Source organism: Actinomadura sp. B10D3 (assembly GCF_039871695.1).
Taxonomy (GTDB): Bacteria; Actinomycetota; Actinomycetes; order Streptosporangiales; family Streptosporangiaceae; genus Spirillospora; species Spirillospora madurae.
Window position 1 is genome coordinate 1 of sequence record NZ_JBDPLY010000023.1, and the last position, 18,890, is coordinate 18,890.

Consider the following 18,890-nt stretch of genomic DNA (forward strand, 5'->3'; position numbering starts at 1 on the left):
GTGCGCGTCGCCCAGCGGATCCTGGCCATGGCCGCCGCAATCTGGCACAACCACCGCACCGGCCAACCCGTCACCCGATCACTGACCGCCTATGACCACTGACCGTGTTCGGAATCACTCGTCTAGGCGCGCTCACCGGGAGGTCTCTTGCGTGCCAGGTGACCGGAGCGAATAGTGGGAACATCGCCCGTCTGCAGGGAGCCCGGCATGGTCCTTCTCGGCCGTAAGCTCCCCGAGGCCGCTCCCGAGCGGCGGCCCCGGGGCTCGGTGTTCGTGTCCTGGCTGACCACCACCGACCACAAGGTGATCGGGTACATGTACCTGATCACGTCGTTCGCGTTCTTCCTCCTGGCCGGCCTGATGGCCATGGTGATCCGCGGTGAGCTGGCCGAGCCGGGCCTTCAGCTGGTCAGCAACGAGCAGTACAACCAGATGTTCACCATGCACGGCACGATCATGCTGCTGATGTTCGCGACCCCGCTGTTCGTCGGGTTCGCCAATGTGGTCATGCCGCTGCAGATCGGGGCGCCGGACGTGGCGTTCCCTCGGATGAACATGCTGAGCTACTGGCTGTTCCTGTTCGGCGGGCTGATCCTGTTCGCCTCGTTCGTCTCCCCGGGCGGCGCCGCGAGCTTCGGCTGGACGGGGTACACGCCCCTGAGCAGCGCGATGCGCACCCCGGGCGTCGGCGGCGACATGTGGATCATGGGGCTGGTGCTGTCCGGCTTCGGGACGATCCTCGGCGGCGTCAACTTCATCACCACGATCATCGGGATGCGCGCCCCGGGCATGACGATGTTCCGGATGCCGATCTTCACCTGGAACGTGTTCCTGACCAGCCTGCTCGTGCTGATGGCGTTCCCCGTGCTCGCCGCCGCGCTGCTCGCGCTGGAGGCCGACCGCAGGCTCGGCGCGCACATCTACGACGCGGCCACCGGGGGAGCGCTGCTGTGGCAGCACCTGTTCTGGTTCTTCGGCCATCCCGAGGTCTACATCATCGCGCTGCCGTTCTTCGGCATCGTCACCGAGGTCATCCCCGTCTTCAGCCGCAAGCCGCTCTTCGGCTACTTCGGGATGGTCGGCGCCACCATGGTGATCGCGGGCCTGTCGATGGCGGTGTGGGCGCACCACATGTTCGCCACCGGCCGGGTCCTGCTGCCGTTCTTCTCCTTCATGTCGTTCCTCATCGCGGTGCCGACCGGGGTGAAGTTCTTCAACTGGGTCGGGACGATGTGGCGGGGCAACCTCACCTTCGAGGCGCCGATGCTGTTCTCCATCGGCTTCCTCGTGACGTTCCTGTTCGGCGGTCTGACCGGCGTCATCCTGGCCTCGCCGCCGCTGGACTTCCACGTCCACGACTCCTACTTCGTCGTCGCGCACTTCCACTACGTCGTCTTCGGGACGGTCGTCTTCGCGATGTTCGCCGGCTTCTACTTCTGGTGGCCGAAGATGACCGGGAAGCTGCTCCACGAGGGCTGGGGCAAGGTCCATTTCTGGACGCTGTTCATCGGTTTCCACACGACGTTCCTCGTCCAGCACTGGCTCGGCGCGGAAGGGATGCCGCGCCGGTATGCCGACTATCCGGCCGAGTTCACCACGCTCAACCGGGTCTCCAGCGCGGGCGCGTTCCTGCTCGGCGTCTCCACGCTGTTCTTCATGTACAACGTGTATCGGACGGCGCGCCACACGGCCCCGGTCGAGGCGGACGATCCGTGGGGTTACGGCAATTCCCTGGAATGGGCGACGTCCAGCCCGCCCCCGAGGCACAACTTCACCTCGATCCCGCAGATCCGCTCCGAGCGTCCCGCCTTCGACCTGCACCATCCGAAGCTTGAGGGGAGCCGGCCGGCGGTGGGGCGGAGCGAGTCCGGCGGCTAGGGGCCGCGCGGCCCGGAGGTGGTCCTCGCCGTGGTCGCGGCATTCCTCCGTCCGGTGAGCCATTGGCCGGATCGGGCCATTGACCTGCCCGGTTGCCATAACGCAAAGGCAACAATCTGCACTGGTGAGACAAATCAGGCGAGTGTTTCGTCGGTGCGTGCGCTACTTTCAGCGCCACGCCGCGGTGACCTGTGTCACAGTGGCGGCGCACGGATCGCCGTGGACGAGGGCGGCGCCGGCACTGGGGAGGCGTGATGACCCGGCGAGCACGATCGGTCAGGACCAGGATCGTCATCCTGCTCGTCCCGCCGATCACCGCGCTGGTCGTGCTGTGGGTGTTCGCCGCGGGCACCACGCTCGGCGACACCCTGCGGCAGACGCGGTCCCGGACGTTCACCGACAAGGTCATCCGGCCGACCGACGCGATGATCGGCGCGCTGCAGGACGAGCGGCGGATGTCGCTGTCCTACCTCGGCGACGACTCCACGATCGGCCGGTCCGGCTTCGACGCCCAGCGGGCGATGACGGACCGCGCGAGGGCGGCGTTCCGCCGGTCGGCGGCGGACCCCTCCGTCCGCGGCGCGGCCCGGCCGGAGACCCGGCGGCGGATGGTGGACCTGGCCGCCTCCCTGGGCGAGCTGGGGTCGGTCCGAGACTCGGTCGACCGGCGGCTGATCAACCGCGCGCAGGCCCTCGGCCGCTACACCGCCTTCATCGACCTCGCGGCGGAGATCTACGACGAGACCCGCTCCCCCGACGAGCGCATCGTCCGCGACACCCGCGTCCTCGGCACCCTGGAGCGCGCGAGGGAGAACCTGACGCGCGAGGACGCGCTCATCACCGGCGCGCTGGCCGCGGGCAGGCTGACCGAGGACGAGCACCGGCGGCTGGTGGAGCTGTCCGGGACGCGCGAGTTCCTCTACGGCGACTCGGCCGGGGCCCTGGCGGACGCCGACCGCCGGCGCTACGAGGCGATCATCGCCGGGCCGGAGTTCACGCTGTTCCGCCGGCTGGAGACCCGGCTCGTCCAGTCCGGCCCGACCGACGGCCGCCCGCCGGTCGACGTGGGGGCCTGGCACACCTCGACGGAGTCGGTGAACGCGCAGCTGGCCGGGCTCTCCTCGCGCATCCGCACCGCCACCGCCGCGCGGGCCGCGCAGCAGGCGGACGCCGTGCTGCTCCGGCTCACGCTCGCCGGGGGCCTCGGGCTCCTCGCCGTGGTGGTCGCGATCGTCGTCGCGGTGCGGACCGGGCACCGGCTCGTCCGGGAGAGCCGCGACATCGCCGGCGCGGTCGCCGCCTTCACCCGGGACCGGATCCCGGAGATCACCGAGCGGGCCCGCCGCGGGGAGGACGTCTCCGACGAGGAATCCGAGCCGCGGCCGTCGTTCGCCGTGACCGAGATCGGCAGGATCGACGCGGCGTTCACCGAGGCGCGCCGGGCCGTCGTCCGGGCGACGACGGGCGAGGCGGCCGCGCACAAGCGCCTCAACGACGTGTTCGTCACCCTCGCCCGGCGGAACCAGTCCCTGCTGCAGCGGCTGCTCGGCCTGCTCGAAGGCATGGAGCGCGACACCGAGGACCCCGACGCGCTGGAGGCCCTCTTCGAGCTCGACCACCTGGCGACCCGGATGCGGCGGCACGCCGAGGGCCTGGTCATCCTGTCCGGGCGGCCGTCCGGGCGGAGCTGGCGGCACCCGGTCCGGCTGATGGACGTGGCGCGCGCGGCGGCGTCGGAGGTCGCGGACTACACTCGGGTCGAGGTCGTGCCGATGGGGCGGACCGCGCTGTCCGGCCGCGCGGTCGCCGACACCATCCACCTGCTCGCCGAGCTGATCGAGAACGCCGCCGTGTTCTCCCCGCCGACCACCCGGATCCGGGTGACGGGCGGCGAGGCCGCGCACGGGTTCGCGATCGAGGTCGAGGACCGCGGGCTCGGGCTCGCCCGCGAGGAGATGGAGCGGCTGAACGGCCTGCTCGCCACCGACCCCGAGCTCGACTTCGACGACTCGGTGCGGCTGGGGCTGTTCGTCGTGGCGCGGCTCGCCGCGCGGCACGGCATCACGGTGACGCTGCGGCCCTCGTCCTACGGCGGGGTCGTCGCGATCGTCCTCATCCCGCACGCGCTGATCGTGGAGCCGCCGGACGCGGGGGAGGCGGACGGCTCCGGCGAGCACCGGGCGCTGGTCGCCGTGTCCCGCACCGCGGAGGCGGTCGGGGACGGGCACCCGCGGGCGCCCGCCGTCCGGCCGGGGCCCCCCGCCGCCGAGCGGCCCGCCCTGGAGAGCGGCCGGAGCGAGGCCGGGGACGGGCCGGCCGCCGGGGGCGAGCCCGCGCTGCCCAGGCGGCGGCGGCAGCAGAGCCTCGCCCCGCAGCTCCGGGAGGAACCGCAGGAGCCGCCCGCGGAGTGGGGCGACCGGGCGCCGGAGGCCGCCGGGCGCCTGCTGTCGAGGATGCAGAGCGGCTGGCTCCGCGGCAGGGCCGACGAAGGGCCCCAGCCGCCGCCGGGCCCCGGCGGTGAGTGATGACCGGGGAATCCGACGACCTGTGGGTCGACGAGCAGGCCGGACCTGTCGTGCGGCCGTTCGCCGTCGCCCGGGGCCGCACCCGGCAGCGCGGCGCGACCCTCGACCTCATCGCCGTGGTCGTCACCGCCGAGGTGCCGATGCCGGATCCGTGGACGCTCGGAACCGAGGACGAGCGGATCCTCGAAATGTGCATCCGGCCGCGGGCGGTCGCCGACCTCGCCGCGGACCTGGCGCTGCCCGTCGGCGTCGTCCGGGTGCTGCTGAGCGACCTGCTGGACCGCGGGCTGGTGAACGTGCGGATGCCGGCGGTGTCCCGGACCGGGACCGCCGACCCGCGTCTTCTCAAGGAAGTGATCGATGGTCTCCGTGCGCTGTGACCCGACCCGGATGAAGGCCCTCCTCGCGGGCGCCGCGCTGCTCGCCGCGCTGGGCGCCGCCGGCTGCGGCTCCTCCCCGGACGGCCTGCTCACCACCGACGCGCCGGGGGTGACCCGGGAGCCCTGCCCGCACGCGGTCAACAAGGACCACGGCTGCATCTACCTCGGCACCCTGTCCGACCTGACCACCGGGCCGTTCACGGCGATGGGGGTCCCGATCACCAAGGTGCAGCGCGCGTTCTGGGACCGCGTGAACCGGCAGGGCGGCATCGGCGCCTACGACATCGACGTCGTCACCTACGTCCGCGACAACCACTACGACCCGCGGGTGCAGGTGAGCGCCTACAACGAGATCAGGGGCAAGGTGCTCGCGCTGGCGCAGACCCTCGGGTCGCCGGCGACCGACGCGATCCTCGGCCGCCTCCGCGCGGACGAGATGATCGCGCTGCCCGTCTCCTGGACGTCGAAGTGGGAGTTCGAGGACAACATCCTGGAGTCGGGGGCGTCCTACTGCTTCGAGGCGATGAACGGCGTCGACTACGGAGCCGACCACTTCGGCGCCAAGAGCGTGATGGCCGTCCACTACTCCGGCGACTACGGCGACGACGCGGCCGCGGGCGCGCGGATCGCCGCCGAGGCGCGCGGCCTGTCCTTCATCGACGTGCCGACCGTCCAGGGGGCGCCCGGCAAGAGTGCGGCGGCGCAGGAGGAGGCCGTGCGCGCCATCCTCGCGCGCGACCCCGACCTGGTCGTCCTGACCACCAGCCCCGCGGACGCGGCGGCCATCATCGGCGCGACCGTCCGGCGCGGCTACCGGGGGAGGTTCATGGGCGACAACCCGACCTGGGCCAAGGGCCTCCTGCGCGACCCCGCCATCGGCGCGATGAAGGAGCGCTACCTGCAGGTCGCCCCGTGGAAGCCGTTCGCGGCGGACTCGCCCGGCCACACCGCGATGCGGCAGGCGCTCGGCCGGGTCGAGCCGGACGACTCACTCACCACCGGGTGGGTGGTGTCCTACCCGCTGAAGGCCGCGCTGGAGCGCGCGGTCGAGGCCGAGGACCTGACGCGCAAGGGGCTGCTCGCGGCCGTCCGCGGGATCCGGCACGTCGACTACGAGGGCATCCTGCCCGGCGTGGCGGGCAACTCCGCCGGCTCGCCGGACGCCTCGGCGTTCCGGCAGTCGGTGATCGGCCGGCCGGACGAGCACGAGTTCACCGGCATCAAACCGATCACCGACTTCGCGGCCGGGCCGACCGCCAAGGCCCACCGCCTGGACGGCCCCTGCTACAGCGCCGGGTGACCCGCGCCCCGGTCACTTACCGGAGCGGATGCGGTCGACGGCGAGCTGCGCGACGCGGACGGCGGCGCCCGGGTTGAGGCGGGCGCCGCGCCAGGCGATGCGGCCGTGCGCGGGCGCGACGATGAGGGCCTGGTTCCTGGCGACGCCGCGCATGATGTCGCGGGCCAGCCTCTCCGCCGTGTAGAGGCGCGGGGACGCCTTCGCGATGTCGCCCGTGGCGTCCCCGCTCAGCGGCGTCTCGGGAAGGTCCGGGTTGACGTTGTGCAGCAGCGGGGTGTCGACGAAGCTCGGGCACACGACGCTGACCTTGACGCCGCGCCCGGCGGCCTCGGCGCGCAGGCCGAGGGACAGCCCGACGACGGCGTGCTTGGTGGCGGTGTAGGGGATGCCGATCGGCATCGGGACGAGCCCGGCGAGCGAGGCGGTGTTGACGATGTGGCCGCGGCCCTGCTCCAGCATGATCGGGTAGGCGGCGTGGACGCCGTGCACGACGCCCTTGAGGTTGATGTCGATCGCCCGGTTCCAGTGGTCGAGCGTGAGCTCCTCGGCGAGCCCGCCGATGGCGATGCCGGCGTTGTTGAACACCAGGTCGAGCCGCCCGTTGTCGGCCTTGACGCCCTGGTAGAGGGCGGCGACGGCGCCGGCGTCGGTGACGTCGAGCGCGGCGGGCACCGCCTTGCCCTTGCCGAGCGTGTTCAGCCTGCCGGCCACCTGGGCGGCGCCCTCGGCGTTGATGTCGCCCACCACGACGGTGTCGCCGCGCGCCACCAGGGACGTGGCGATCGCACGGCCGATGCCGGACGCTCCTCCGGTCACGATCGCGATGCTCATTGCGCGCTCCGCTCGGATGAACCGCGGGACCGGGCTCGGGGGGGAGTGAACCCGGCCCGCGGCAGCTAATTGGATTTGTCGTGTAATTGCGGGATTCTATGGGGTGGCGCTCGGCGCCGGATACTCACGCGGCGACGGAGCGGCGCTGTCCCGGCTCGTCCCAGATGCCGAAGGCCTTCCACACCCGCCGGTTCACCGGGTCGATCACGCCCAGCTCTGCCATCAGGTCGCGGATCTTGCCGACCGAGTTGGCGATCTCCGCCTGCGACGCCTCGTTCTTGTAGGCCGCGCGGACGACGTCCTTCGGGATGCCGAAGTGCCGCACCATCGGGCCGGGCGGGGACAGCATGATCCGCGCCATCACGCCGAGCACGACCGGGGTCGCGGCGCCGAGGAGCCGGCGGCGCAGCGGGCTCATGTTCGGCACCCGGTGCTTGAGGTAGTGCCGGGCGAAGGAGATGTGCCGGGCCTCCTCCGCGATGTGGATCTTCATGATCGTCTCTTCGAGCGGGTGCTTGATGTGCCCGCCCTTGAGGGACTTGCGCTGGACGTAGTCGATCGGGTCCTCGCCGCCGAGCACGAACACGAAGAACATCTCCGTGCTGATCAGCGGGATCCACGGGGCGGCCTGCGCGACGAAGCTGAGCGAGCGCGGCATGCCGCGGACCGGCATCTCCGTCCGGTTCACGAACTCCTGGAACATCATCCCGTGATGACATTCCTCGGTCGTCTCGTGGTAGACGTACCGGAACTCCGGGCGGCCGTTCGGCAGCCGGTAGGCGTAGTTCAGCAGCCCGCGCTTCAGCAGGTTCTCGAACTGCAGGCCGATCTTCATCGCGGTGGCGACGCGCCACAGCCCGATCTGCGCCTGGGTCTCCGGCGGCTGCGCCTGGTACCAGGCGGTCTCGCCGAGCCGGTCGAACGGCGGCAGCACCCAGCGGGGGTCGTTCTTGTCGACGACGAACTCGGGATCGTCCCAGGGGATGTCGGCGTAGGCCTCCCAGTGCTTCTCCACCGACGCCTTGTTCAGGCGGTCGATGACGCCGAGGTACGACTTCTTGTCCTTGACCTGCTCGCGGACCTCGTCGGCGAGTTCGGTGGGGGCTTTCGGCATGTGAGGCGCTCCCTCGGGGGTGGTGCGGCGGCCTGGGCCGGCTAGGTCTGGGGGTCCGGTCTGCCCTGCTCGGGGACGATCAGCTGGGCGACGTCCTTGACCTGACGCAGCACCGCGGCCTGGTGGCCCTCGGCGTCGTCGTCCAGCGCGTTCTGTATCGAGAGGCCGACGAACATCGCGAACACGCCGCGCAGCATGGTCGGGACGAAGTCGGGCGGAAGGGTGTTGTCGGGGAACAGCCGCTCGAACGTCTCCAGGATCACCTCGAGGATCCGCTCGTTCAGATCGCGGCACAGGGGCCGCAGCTCGTCGTCGGTGCGGGCCGCCACGGCCAGTTCCGTGAGCGCCTTGGCCGGACGGCCGCGGAACACCTCCCAGAGGAGGTCGAGCGCGCCCGACACGTTGCGCCGCTCCGGCGGGAGCACCGCGAACGCGGTCTCGTACGCCAGGCGCTGCGCCTCCAGCAGGTGCTCCAGCGCGGCGGCGACGAGCACCATCTTCGTCGGGTAGTGGTGCTGCTGCGCCCCGCGCGACACACCGGCCCGCCGCGCCACCTCCGTGGTGGACGTCCCGGACCAGCCGAGGTCCACCAGGCACTCCATGGTGGCCTCCAGGAGGCGGGCCTGCGTGCGCGACCTGCGTTCCTCCTGCGTCCGGCGGCCGGACGGACCGCGCCGATGACGTCGGCGGCTGCTCACTGACACGCCTCCGACGGTACGAGCGCGGAAACAAGCAAGCAAGCCTGCATGTATGTTGCCCCCGTCACAATTGGACATCGAGTCTTATTGATCTCCGTGTACCGCAGCGGACGTATCCGGGCGGGCCGCGATGCGTCCGGGGGAGCAGGGCGGGTGCCTCTCCTGGCCCGACGACGTACCCCCGACCGCGGGACGACGATCCCGGGCATGGGAAACGCAGCAGAGGCAAGGCAAGCGATCGGCGAGGGCGCGGCGGCCACCGAGGGCGGCGCCCGCACCGTCGGACTCACCAAGGTGTACGGGACCGGGACCACGGCGGTCCGGGCCCTCGACGACGTCACCGTGGAGTTCCCGGCCTGCCGGTTCACCGCGATCATGGGCCCGTCCGGCGCCGGCAAGTCCACCCTGATGCACTGCGTCGCGGGGCTGGACGACGCGACGTCCGGCAAGGTCTACGTCGGCGGCCAGGAACTCGGCGCCCTGACGGACCGCCGCCTGACCCGGCTCAGGCGGGAGCGGATCGGGTTCGTGTTCCAGGCGTTCAACCTGCTCCCCACGCTCACGGCGCACGACAACATCGTGCTGCCCCTGACGCTGGCGGGCAGGAGCCCGGATCAGAAATGGCTGGACACCGTCGTCCGCGTCCTCAAACTGGGGGACCGGCTGGCGCACCGTCCGTCCGAGATGTCGGGCGGCCAGCAGCAGCGGGTGGCGCTGGCGCGCGCACTCGTCACCCGCCCGCAGATCGTGTTCGCGGACGAGCCGACCGGCAACCTCGACTCGCGCACCGGCGCCGAGGTGCTGGCGCTCCTTCGCGACGCCGTGGACGACCTCGGCCAGACGGTCGCGATGGTCACCCACGACCCCGTCGCCGCCGGGCACGCCGACGCGGTGGTGTTCCTCGCCGACGGCCGCGTCGTCGACGTCATGGAGGGCCCCACGCCCGACCGGGTGCTGGACCGCATGCGAGGGCTGGGGGACCACCGATGATCGGGCTCGTCTTCAAGGAACTGTGGGGGCGCAAGCGCCGGATGGCCGGCTCCCTGGTGGCGGTGTTCCTGGGAGTGACCTTCCTGAGCGGGACGCTCGTTCTCGGCGACACGCTCGCGGCGAGCATCGACGGCTACGTCTCCAGTGCCTACGGCAGGACGGACGTGACCGTCCAGAACGAGACCAGGGTGAGCGACGCGCCGTGGGGCGGGCGCGGGCAGATCGACGCGTCCGTCCTGGACAGGGTGCGGAAGGTGAACGGCGTCGCGAACGCCGAGCCGACCATCGAGGGATCGGGCCAGCTGCTCGCCAAGGACGGCACGACCATCCAGTCGCGCGGCCCGCGGACGGCCGGCAACTGGATGACCGACCCGAAGCTCAACCCCTACCGGCTCGCCGAGGGCCGCGCGCCCCGCGCGCCGGACGAGGTCGTCATCAACAAGATGTTCGCCGACGAGGGAGACCTGAAGGTCGGCGACCGGACGGCCGTGCTCACACCGGAGAAGGTGCCCGTGACCGTCGTCGGCGTCAGCATGTTCGGCGACGAGGAGGCGTTCGGCGAGACGTCGTTCACGGCGTTCTCCCTGGAAGGCGCCCGCCGGTACGTCGCGAAGGGGACCGACCGCATCACCGGCGTCGCCGTCCGCGCGGAGGACGGCGTGAGCCAGGACGAGCTGGCGTCCCGCATCAGGCCCGTCGTGCCCGCCGGGGCGGAGGCCGTCACGACCGAGGCGCTGGTCGAGGAGGGCATGAGCCTCGTCCAGAACGGCTTCCTTCGGGTGTTCCGGGTCGTGCTGGCCTCGTTCGGCGGGGTGGCGCTGCTCGTCGCGGCGTTCAGCATCCACAACACGTTCGCGATCACGGTCGCGCAGCGCACCCGCGAGTCGGCGCTGCTGCGCGCCCTCGGCGCCGGGCGCCGGCAGGTCCTCACCATCGTCGGCTTCGAGGCGCTGGTGATCGGCGGCGCCGCCACGCTCGCCGGGCTCGCCGGCGGGATCGGGTTCGCGGCGCTGCTCCGGCAGCTGTTCACGCGGTTCCGGATCGGGATCGAGATGGAGGGGCTCACGGTCGCGGCCACCTCGGTCATGATCGCGGTGCCGGTCGGGCTGCTGGTCACCCTGGTCGCGGCGCTCGGCCCCGCGCTGAAGGCGTCCCGGACGCCGCCGCTGGCCGCGCTGCGCGAGACCGCCGCCGAGGCGTCCCGGCCGTCGGAGACCCGCGTCATCGTCGGCGGCGTCTTCGCCGCGGTCGCGATCGGCACCGTCGTGTTCGGCGCGGTCACCGAGCAGATGGCGATGGCGGCGGCCGGCGCCGTGGTGACCGTGGTGTCGATGGTGGTGCTCGGTCCGGTGGCGGCCCGCCCGGTCGCGATGCTGATCGGCGGTCCCGCGGCGCGGCTGCGCGGCGTCCCCGGGACGCTGGCGCGCGACAACGCGTCCCGCAGCCCGGCGCGCACGGCCGGCGCCGCGACCGCGCTGATGATCGGCGTCGGGGTCGTGACCCTGATGACGGTGTTCATCGGGTCGCTGCGGGCCTCGCTGGAGGACGGCGTCGCCGGCTCGTTCAAGGGCCCGATCGTGGTGGACTCCGGCGGCAACGAGACCGGAGGGTTCAGCACGTCCCTCGTCCAGGAGGCGGCGAAGCTGCCGCAGGTGAGCGACGTCGCGGGACTCGGAACCGGCAGCATGCGGATCGCGGGCGACGCGTCCACCGTCAGCGTGGCCGACCCGTCCAGCCTGCGGCGCGTCCTCGACCTGGACGTCACCGCGGGAGGCTTCGGCGGCGCCGGCACCTTCGCCGTGTCGAAGAAGGCCGCGGACGACCACGGCTGGCGCGTCGGCACCGCGGTCGGCGTGACGTTCGAGGACGGCGCCTCGCAGAAGCTCACCGTGGGGGCCGTCTACGACAACACCGACCTGACCGGCGACTACCTGGTCCCGCGCACCGCATGGAACGCGCACACCAGGCAGCCGCTCGACACCAGGGCGTTCGTCGAACTGAAGCCCGGCGCGTCGGTCGCGTCCGCCCGCCAGGCCCTGGCGGCCGTCGCCAAGCCGTACGGGGCGCCCGACATCGAGTCGCGGGACGAGTTCGTCGCCGCCCAGACCGAGGACATGGCCGGCTTCATCTCGGTCGTCTACGGGATGCTCATCCTCGCCATCGTCATCGCGCTGCTCGGCATCGCCAACACGCTGTCGCTCGCCGTCCACGAGCGGACCCGCGAGCTCGGCCTGCTCCGCGCGGTCGGCGGGACGCGCCCGCAGATCCGGTCGATGGTCCGCTGGGAGTCGGTCATCGTGGCGCTGTTCGGCACCGGCGGCGGCCTCGGGCTCGGGGTGTTCCTCGGCTGGGGCCTCGGCGCCGCGCTCGGCAACCCGTTCGCGCCGCCCGCGGTGCAGCTCGCGGTCATCGCGGTGGTCGGCGCGATCGCCGGAGCGCTCGCCGCGATCCGGCCCGCCCGGCGCGCGGCGCGGTCGGCGATCCTGTCCGCGATCTCCGCGCCGTGACGCGTCCGTCCCCGTTCCCTCCCGCCCGCGGAGGGGACGGGGCGCGTCCAGGCCCGGTCACAGGGGCCCGGGCCTGTCGCGCGTGTCGCGGGCGCCTCCCCGTTATGGTGTGTCCATGCAGGTCAACCAGTCGGGCAAGCTGACCAACGTCTGTTACGACATCCGGGGGCCGGTCCTCAAGCGCGCCAAGCAGCTGGAGGCCGAGGGGAACAACATCCTCAAGCTGCACATCGGCAACCCGGCCCCGTTCGGGTTCGAGGCCCCGCCCGAACTCCTCCAGGACATGATCCGCAACCTGCCGGACGCGCACGGCTACAGCGACTCCAAGGGCATCCTGCCCGCCCGCCGCGCCATCGTGCAGCGCCTGGAGGACGACGGCGTCCCGGGCGTCGACGTCGAGGACGTCTACCTCGGCAACGGCGTCTCCGAGCTCATCGTGATGACCCTGCAGGCGCTGCTCAACGACGGCGACGAGGTGCTCATCCCGGCCCCCGACTACCCGCTGTGGACGGCGTCGGTCTCGCTCTGCGGCGGCACGCCCGTCCACTACCTGTGCGACGAGGACGACGGCTGGCAGCCGAGCCTGGACGACATCGAGTCCAAGATCGGCGACCGGACCCGCGCCCTCGTCATCATCAACCCGAACAACCCGACCGGCGCCGTCTACTCGCGCGAGGCGCTGTCGCGCATCGTCGAGGTCGCCCGCCGCCGGAACCTGATCGTCTTCGCCGACGAGATCTACGACCGGATCCTCTACGACGGCGCCGAGCACGTGCCGATCGCGTCGCTGGCCCCCGACCTGCTGTGCCTCACCTTCGGCGGCCTGTCGAAGAACTACCGCGTCGCGGGGTTCCGGGCGGGATGGGTGGTGCTGTCCGGGCCGAAGGAGCACGCCGAGTCCTACATCGAGGGCCTCGACATCCTCGCCAACATGCGGCTCTGCCCGAACGTCCCCGGCCAGCACGCCATCCAGGCGGCGCTCGGCGGCCACCAGAGCATCGACGACCTCGTCCTGCCGACCGGACGCCTCGGCGAGCAGCGCGACCGCGCCTGGAAGCTGCTGAACGACCTGCCGGGCGTGAGCTGCGTGAAGCCCGAAGGCGCCCTCTACGTCTTCCCGCGCCTGGACCCGGAGATGTACCCGATCGAGGACGACATGCGTTTCGCCCTCGACCTGCTGGAGCAGCAGAAGCTCCTCGTCGTCCAGGGCACCGGGTTCAACTGGCCGTCCACCGACCACTTCCGCGTCGTCACGCTCCAGTACGCCGACGACCTGGAGGACGCCGTCGGCCGCATCGGCGAGTTCCTCAGCACCCGCCTCCGCTGACGCCGGCCCGGTTCAGCCCTTCTCCGCGGCGGCGTCCAGTCGGCGGAGGGCTCCGCGCACGACGTCCGGGTCGGTCGTGGCCCAGAACGGCGGCAGCGAGTTCTTCAGGAAGCCGCCGTAGCGGGCCGTGGCGAGCCGCGGGTCGAGGACGGCGACGACGCCGCGGTCGTCCATCGACCGGAGCAGCCGCCCGGCGCCCTGCGCCAGCAGCAGCGCGGCGTGCGTCGCGGCGACCGCCATGAACCCGTTCCCGCCGCGCGCCGCGACCGCCCGCGACCGCGCCGACGACACGGGGTCGTCGGGCCGCGGGAACGGGATGCGGTCCATGATGACCAGCTGCAGCGACGGGCCGGGGACGTCCACGCCCTGCCAGAGCGACAGGGTGCCGAACAGGCAGGTCCGCTCGTCCTCGGCGAACCGCTTGACCAGCAGGGACGTGGAGTCCTCGCCCTGGCAGAGCAGCGGGTGGGTCAGATGGTCCTTCAGCTCGTCGGCGGCCTGGCGCGCCGCCCGCATCGAGGAGAACAGGCCGAGCGTGCGCCCGCCCGCCGCCTCGATCAGCTCGGTGATCTCGGTCAGGTACGCGTCGGGGAGGCCGTCGCGGCCGGGCTGCGGCAGGTGCCGCGCGACGTACAGGATGCCCGCCTTCGGATGGTCGAACGGCGAGCCGACGTCCAGCCCGGACCACACGACCTCGGTCTCCTCGCCCTTCTCCGTCGCGGTCTGCGCGAGGCCCTCCGCGGCGGTCTTGGCGTCGCGCGGCCCGCTCTCGTCCAGCGGAGGCAGGCCCCACTGGCGGGCGAGCGGCTCGAACGACCCGCCCAGCGTGAGCGTCGCCGACGTCAGGATCGCGGTGCGCTGCTCGAACAGCGTCGTCCGCAGCAGGCCGCCCACACCGATCGGCGCCACATGCAGCGCCGGCGGCCTCTTCGGACGCCCTTCCTGGACGAACGGCTTCTCCAGCCACACCACGTCGAAGCGCTGCGCCATCTCGGGCTGGAACGCCTCCAGCATCCGCACGGCCGTCTCGTGCATCTCCTCCAGCGACGACCGCGCCGCCTTGCGCGCGGCCATGTCGCCGGGGTCGGCGTCCTTCTTCTCCGGCCCGAGCGCCGTGATGCACGCGTGCGCGGCGTCCCGGACGGCGGCGAGCGTGTTGCCGAGCGCCGGCGGCAGGACGTCCATGCGTCCGGCGGGCATGTCCTCCAGAAGGAGGCCGAGCCCTTCGGCCGACTCCTTCATCCGGTCGGCGATGCCCTCCTCGATGAGGCGCCCGCAACGCCGCGCCGCCGTCTCCACCCCGGCCGCGCTCAGATCGCCGGTCGCGACCGACGTGACCCGGTCGACCAGCTCGTGCGCCTCGTCCACGATCACCACGTCGTGCTCGGGCAGGACCTGGAACTCCTCCAGGGCGTCGATGGCCAGCAGCGCATGGTTGGTGACCACAATGTGCGCCTCGCCCGCCTCCGCCCGCGCGAGCTCCGCGAAGCACTCGGTGCCCTGCGGGCACCGCTGCGCACCCAGGCACTCCTTCGCCGTGACGGCGACCTGCCGCCACGCCTGCTCGCTCACCCCCGGCACGAGCTCGTCACGGTCGCCGGTTTTGGTCTCCTCGGCCCACTCGTTCAGCCGCTTGACCTGCCGCCCGAGCGTGGAGAGCTGCTGCGGGTCGAACAGGCTCGGCCCGCCGTCCTCTTCCTCGGGCACCCCCGTCTGCACCCGGTGCAGGCACAGGTAGTTGCGGCGGCCCTTGAGGATCGCGAACTCGAGCTCCGTGCCGAGCATCGGCCCGAGCGCCTCGGCGAGCCTGGGCAGGTCGCGGTCGACGAGCTGCCGCTGCAACGCGATCGTCGCGGTGGAGACCACCACGGTCGTCTTGTTCTGCACGGCGTACCGGATCGCCGGGACGAGGTAGGCCAGCGACTTGCCCGTCCCCGTGCCGGCCTGGGCGGCGACGTGCTCGCCGGACTCGATCGCCTTCTCCACAGCCCGGGCCATGCTCACCTGCCCCGGGCGCTCGGCGCCCCCGATGGACGTGACGGCCGTGGCGAGAAGGGTCGCCATGTCCGGAATCTGGGTATCGCTGTCGGTCAGCAGATCAGGGGCGGGCACGTCGCCCAACGCTACCGCCCCCGGCCGACACCCGCGCCCCGGTAGCCCGCAGTCGGCGCCGCCGGTTTCCGCCGCTTCCCGCCGGTCCGGAGTTATCCACAATCGCGGGACCGCGCTCGGGCGGCGCACCGCCCCTGCGAGTGTCGAGCCATGACACCCCTGGTGATCCGCTCCGCACAGGACGCCATCGCGGCCGTCCCCTACCTGCTCGGCTTCCACCCGTCCCGCAGCCTCGTCGTGATCGGCTTCGAGGGCCGTTCCGGCGGCACGTGCGCGATCCGGCTCGACTTACCGTCCGGCGGCGCCGGCCGGGTGGCCGCCCTCCTCGCCGCGAACGGCTTCACCCGCTCCCTCGTGCTCGGCTACGGCCCGGCCGGCGAGGTGGCCGCGGCCGCGACCCCCATGCGCGCGGCGCTGGCGGCCGCCGGCGTCCCCGCGGCCGAGGCGATCCGCGTCGCCGAGGGCCGCTGGTGGTCGCTGACGTGCGACGGTGACTGCTGCCCGCCCGAAGGCACCCCGTACGACATCTCCGCCAGCGCCGTCGCCGCCCAGGCGACCTTCGCCGGCCACGTGGCCCTCGCCGACCGCGCCGAGCTCGTCGCGTCGGTCGCCCCGCTCCGCGACCCCGCGATGCACCGGGCCACCGAGCGCGCCGAGAAGCGCCGCCTCGCCCGCCCCCGCGGCGACGCCGAGGACGACCTCGCCTCCGTCCTGGCCCTGCTCGCCCACGTCCGCACCGGCATCCGCCCGACCGACGACGAGGTCGCCTGGCTCGGCCTCCTCCTCACCGACCTGCGCATCCGCGACGAGGCCTGGATCCGCATCGACGAGGACGCGCCCGCCGCCGACATCGCCTTCTGGCGCGACATCGTCCGCCGCGTGCACGAGAACCACGTCCCGGGCCCCGCGTCCCTCCTGGCCTTCGCCGCCTACACCGCAGGCGACGGCGGCCTCGCGAACGTGGCCCTGGAACGCGCCCTCGACGCCGACCCCGCCTACTCCATGGCCGTCCTCCTGCGAGAGGTGATCCACGCAGGCATCCCCCCGTCCAAGCTCCGCCTGGGCATGAACCCCGACCAGCTCGCGACGGCCTACGACACCCACACCCACCGCAAGGCCGGGTAACCCGAGCCTCCACACGGCCCGTGTAGGCGTGCCGCGCTCGGAGGCGGCGTCCTGCCCGTCAGCTCGTTCAGGACACCCCGGTCCGCGCCGGTCGGGGAGGGCGGGTCAGGGGGCGACGGCCTGGCCGGGGGTGCCGGGGTCTATGCGGCGGTCGCGGTTGCGCTCGTTCCAGGCGCGCATGCGGGGCGGGTAGCCCACGATCTGGACGTCGTAGATGGGCAGGCCGAGGTCGCGCGCCACCTTGGCGATGACCTTGGGGGAGCCGACCCGGCGGCGGGTCCACTCGCCGTCGTGGGCGATCGCGACCGCCGTGGTGTCGGTGGCGAAGGTCTCCGGCTCGACGAAGAACTCCACGCCCTGCCGCGACCGGGCGAACGCGATCAGGGCCTCGATGTCGGAGTCCGTCGCCTCACGGTCGAGCCTCGTCACCGTGGGTCCGCGATGCCTGCGGATCCCGAACCGATCCCGGAACCTCATCGCCCATCCCGTCGCCTGTGCCGCCGGATTGTGGTGTACGACGATAACGACACCCGCGCGGCACGGGTTCCCGACACAGCGGCGGCATCCCCGGCGAGCAGGGGGCCGAGCCTTAGACTTGCGGCCTTGGGGGATCATCATCGGGGGGATCGATGGACGGGCTGGACCTCGTCCGGCGGGGGGCCGCCGCCGTGCTCGCGGCCTCGCTGGCCGGGTTACTCAGCACGCTCACCCCCGCTCCGAAGCAGGCCGGGCTCGTCGCCGCCACGAGCGCGGCCCCGGAGCGCCGGCCGGCGAAGCCGGCGAGGCCCACGGCCCCGCCGAAGCCGCCGCCTCCCGACTGCGCACGGGCGAAGTGCGTGGCGCTGACGTTCGACGACGGGCCCGCCGAGAGCACCGGCGAGCTCCTGGACATCCTGGCCGCCCGCCATGTGAGGGCGACGTTCTTCCTGATCGGCGAGAACGTCGCGGAGCATCCCGAGCTCGTCCGGCGCGAGGCCGCGGAGGGGCACGAGGTCGCCGACCACAGCTACACGCACGCCGATCTCGGGCACGCGTCGCGCAAGGAGATCCTGTCGGAGCTGAACCGCACGCAGGACGCGATCCGGCGGGCGTCCGGCGTCACCCCGGTCATGCTCCGGCCGCCGTACGGGTCGACGTCCGGCCGGCTGAAGAAGATCACGCGGAGCCTCGGGCTGGCGCAGGTGATGTGGACGGTCGACCCGCTCGACTGGGAGCACCGCGACACCCGGCACGTCGAGAAGACGGTGCTGAAGGCGGTGAAGCCCGGCTCCATCGTCCTCCTGCACGACATCCATCCGACGACGGTGAAGGCCGTCCCGAGGATCGTCGACGAGCTGGCCGGACGCGGCTACGTGTTCGTCACGGTGCCGGAGCTGTTCGGCGGCCGCCTGACCCCAGGGGAGGAGTACGTCCAGCTGAATTCAGGGGAGCCTCAGGGTCTTCCCTGATACCTCGGCGGCCCGCGCCCGCCGAGCATGAGAGATATGAACAGCAGCTACGCGGCGGGGGATCTGCGGGTCTCGGACGCCGAGCGGGAACCGGTCATCCAGAACCTCCAGGACGCCTACGCCGAAGGGCGCCTCGATGAGGACGAGTTCGACATGCGCGTTCAGCTGGCGATGACGGCCAAGACGCGGCGCGACCTCGGCGCGGTCACCCACGACCTGGTGCCGGCGCCGCGCAAGCAGCCGGCCGCCGGGGACGGGGAGCCCCCGACGGGCGAGGACAGGATGCTCGCCGCGGCGGCCCACGTCGTCGCCGTCCCCACGCTGTTCGTCGGGCCGCTGTTCCTCATGCTGCTGAGCGGCAAGCGGTCGGAGTACGTCCGCAGGCAGGCCGCCGAGGCGGTGAACTTCCAGGTGACGCTGCTGCTGCTCACGATCGTCACGTTCGGGATCGGCGCGGTGGCGTACGCGGTCGCGTGGGTGCTGTCGGCGATCGCGGCCGTGTTCGCGGTGACCGGCAACACGTTCCGCTACCCCTGGATCCTGCGCCTGGTGAAGTGACCCGGCACGCCCGGCCGAGGGAGCCGGGCGCCCTTTCTGGTTTGTCGGCGGGTGCCTCCGGGGAAGTGTTGACGTGGCCGCTCTGTACGCGGTTCCG

The 18,890-nt window shown here is 72.4% G+C and carries 15 protein-coding genes and 1 pseudogene; 11 read left to right on the top strand and 5 right to left on the bottom strand.

Annotated features, from left to right (window positions below; translation table 11 throughout):
- The 5 genes and pseudogenes from ABGB11_RS28795 to ABGB11_RS28815 all read left to right on the top strand — a co-directional run.
- Positions 1–102: pseudogene (locus ABGB11_RS28795) on the top strand (IS982 family transposase); the annotation flags it as partial.
- 105 nt (positions 103–207) lie between these two features.
- Positions 208–1,878, top strand: coding sequence for a cytochrome c oxidase subunit I (ctaD, locus tag ABGB11_RS28800; protein WP_347637754.1), 1,671 nt, complete (start codon positions 208–210; stop codon positions 1,876–1,878).
- A gap of 254 nt (positions 1,879–2,132) precedes the next feature.
- Entirely contained in the window at positions 2,133–4,403 is a 2,271-nt protein-coding gene (locus ABGB11_RS28805; RefSeq protein WP_347637756.1) for an ATP-binding protein, read from the top strand.
- The gene (locus tag ABGB11_RS28810) at positions 4,403–4,783 is read left to right on the top strand and encodes a DUF742 domain-containing protein (protein WP_347637758.1); all 381 of its coding nucleotides are present in this window, start codon (positions 4,403–4,405) and stop codon (positions 4,781–4,783) included. The genes ABGB11_RS28805 and ABGB11_RS28810 overlap by 1 nt, the downstream gene beginning before the upstream one ends.
- On the top strand, positions 4,764–6,083 hold the full coding sequence (locus ABGB11_RS28815; RefSeq protein ID WP_347637760.1) for an ABC transporter substrate-binding protein: 1,320 nt from the start codon (positions 4,764–4,766) through the stop codon (positions 6,081–6,083). Before ABGB11_RS28810 ends, ABGB11_RS28815 begins: the two co-directional genes overlap by 20 nt.
- Positions 6,084–6,095: 12 nt before the next feature.
- Here the strand turns inward: ABGB11_RS28815 and ABGB11_RS28820 are convergent, their stop codons facing one another.
- From ABGB11_RS28820 to ABGB11_RS28830, 3 genes are all read right to left on the bottom strand, one after another.
- The gene (locus tag ABGB11_RS28820) at positions 6,096–6,914 is read right to left on the bottom strand and encodes an SDR family oxidoreductase (RefSeq protein WP_347637762.1); all 819 of its coding nucleotides are present in this window, start codon (positions 6,912–6,914) and stop codon (positions 6,096–6,098) included.
- Positions 6,915–7,038: 124 nt separating this feature from the next.
- On the bottom strand, positions 7,039–8,028 hold the full coding sequence (locus tag ABGB11_RS28825; protein ID WP_347637764.1) for a diiron oxygenase: 990 nt from the start codon (positions 8,026–8,028) through the stop codon (positions 7,039–7,041).
- A 41-nt stretch (positions 8,029–8,069) separates the two neighbouring features.
- On the bottom strand, positions 8,070–8,732 hold the full coding sequence (locus ABGB11_RS28830; protein ID WP_347637766.1) for a TetR/AcrR family transcriptional regulator: 663 nt from the start codon (positions 8,730–8,732) through the stop codon (positions 8,070–8,072).
- Positions 8,733–8,933: 201 nt separating this feature from the next.
- On the opposite strand from ABGB11_RS28830, the gene ABGB11_RS28835 reads away from it, so the two are divergent.
- The 3 genes from ABGB11_RS28835 (at position 8,934) to ABGB11_RS28845 (ending at position 13,550) form a co-directional block, all read left to right on the top strand.
- A complete protein-coding gene (locus ABGB11_RS28835) occupies positions 8,934–9,716 on the top strand; it encodes an ABC transporter ATP-binding protein (protein ID WP_347637768.1) in 783 nt (260 codons plus the stop codon).
- The gene (locus ABGB11_RS28840; RefSeq protein WP_347637770.1) at positions 9,713–12,223 is read left to right on the top strand and encodes an FtsX-like permease family protein; all 2,511 of its coding nucleotides are present in this window, start codon (positions 9,713–9,715) and stop codon (positions 12,221–12,223) included. The genes ABGB11_RS28835 and ABGB11_RS28840 overlap by 4 nt, the downstream gene beginning before the upstream one ends.
- Positions 12,224–12,338: 115 nt before the next feature.
- Positions 12,339–13,550: a pyridoxal phosphate-dependent aminotransferase gene (locus tag ABGB11_RS28845; protein WP_347637772.1), complete on the top strand. Its 1,212-nt coding sequence runs from the start codon at positions 12,339–12,341 to the stop codon at positions 13,548–13,550.
- A 12-nt stretch (positions 13,551–13,562) separates the two neighbouring features.
- Here the strand turns inward: ABGB11_RS28845 and ABGB11_RS28850 are convergent, their stop codons facing one another.
- Positions 13,563–15,614 carry an ATP-dependent DNA helicase gene (locus ABGB11_RS28850; protein ID WP_347637997.1) on the bottom strand — a complete coding sequence of 684 codons (2,052 nt, stop codon included), beginning with the start codon at positions 15,612–15,614 and terminating at the stop codon, positions 13,563–13,565.
- Positions 15,615–15,812: 198 nt separating this feature from the next.
- Between ABGB11_RS28850 and ABGB11_RS28855 the strand changes: the two genes are divergently transcribed.
- Positions 15,813–16,787: a DUF4192 domain-containing protein gene (locus ABGB11_RS28855; protein WP_347637774.1), complete on the top strand. Its 975-nt coding sequence runs from the start codon at positions 15,813–15,815 to the stop codon at positions 16,785–16,787.
- 105 nt (positions 16,788–16,892) lie between these two features.
- Here ABGB11_RS28855 and ABGB11_RS28860 read toward each other — a convergent pair whose 3' ends face one another.
- On the bottom strand, positions 16,893–17,264 hold the full coding sequence (locus tag ABGB11_RS28860) for a hypothetical protein (protein WP_250356966.1): 372 nt from the start codon (positions 17,262–17,264) through the stop codon (positions 16,893–16,895).
- A gap of 152 nt (positions 17,265–17,416) precedes the next feature.
- On the opposite strand from ABGB11_RS28860, the gene ABGB11_RS28865 reads away from it, so the two are divergent.
- Both ABGB11_RS28865 and ABGB11_RS28870 read left to right on the top strand, forming a co-directional pair.
- A complete protein-coding gene (locus ABGB11_RS28865; RefSeq protein WP_347637776.1) occupies positions 17,417–18,235 on the top strand; it encodes a polysaccharide deacetylase family protein in 819 nt (272 codons plus the stop codon).
- Positions 18,236–18,271: 36 nt separating this feature from the next.
- Entirely contained in the window at positions 18,272–18,793 is a 522-nt protein-coding gene (locus ABGB11_RS28870) for a DUF1707 and DUF4870 domain-containing protein (protein WP_347637778.1), read from the top strand.
- Positions 18,794–18,890: the final 97 nt, after the last annotated feature.

Bases quoted from the DNA above. Each gene is read 5' to 3' on its own strand.
- ctaD (WP_347637754.1), top strand. From the start codon at position 208: ATGGTCCTTCTCGGCCGTAAGCTCCCCGAGGCCGCTCCCGAGCGGCGG.
- ABGB11_RS28805 (WP_347637756.1), top strand. From the start codon at position 2,133: ATGACCCGGCGAGCACGATCGGTCAGGACCAGGATCGTCATCCTGCTC.
- ABGB11_RS28810 (WP_347637758.1), top strand. From the start codon at position 4,403: ATGACCGGGGAATCCGACGACCTGTGGGTCGACGAGCAGGCCGGACCT.
- ABGB11_RS28815 (WP_347637760.1), top strand. From the start codon at position 4,764: ATGGTCTCCGTGCGCTGTGACCCGACCCGGATGAAGGCCCTCCTCGCG.
- ABGB11_RS28820 (WP_347637762.1), bottom strand. From the start codon at position 6,914: ATGAGCATCGCGATCGTGACCGGAGGAGCGTCCGGCATCGGCCGTGCG.
- ABGB11_RS28825 (WP_347637764.1), bottom strand. From the start codon at position 8,028: ATGCCGAAAGCCCCCACCGAACTCGCCGACGAGGTCCGCGAGCAGGTC.
- ABGB11_RS28835 (WP_347637768.1), top strand. From the start codon at position 8,934: ATGGGAAACGCAGCAGAGGCAAGGCAAGCGATCGGCGAGGGCGCGGCG.
- ABGB11_RS28840 (WP_347637770.1), top strand. From the start codon at position 9,713: ATGATCGGGCTCGTCTTCAAGGAACTGTGGGGGCGCAAGCGCCGGATG.
- ABGB11_RS28845 (WP_347637772.1), top strand. From the start codon at position 12,339: ATGCAGGTCAACCAGTCGGGCAAGCTGACCAACGTCTGTTACGACATC.
- ABGB11_RS28850 (WP_347637997.1), bottom strand. From the start codon at position 15,614: ATGGCGACCCTTCTCGCCACGGCCGTCACGTCCATCGGGGGCGCCGAG.
- ABGB11_RS28855 (WP_347637774.1), top strand. From the start codon at position 15,813: ATGACACCCCTGGTGATCCGCTCCGCACAGGACGCCATCGCGGCCGTC.
- ABGB11_RS28860 (WP_250356966.1), bottom strand. From the start codon at position 17,264: ATGAGGTTCCGGGATCGGTTCGGGATCCGCAGGCATCGCGGACCCACG.
- ABGB11_RS28865 (WP_347637776.1), top strand. From the start codon at position 17,417: ATGGACGGGCTGGACCTCGTCCGGCGGGGGGCCGCCGCCGTGCTCGCG.
- ABGB11_RS28870 (WP_347637778.1), top strand. From the start codon at position 18,272: ATGAACAGCAGCTACGCGGCGGGGGATCTGCGGGTCTCGGACGCCGAG.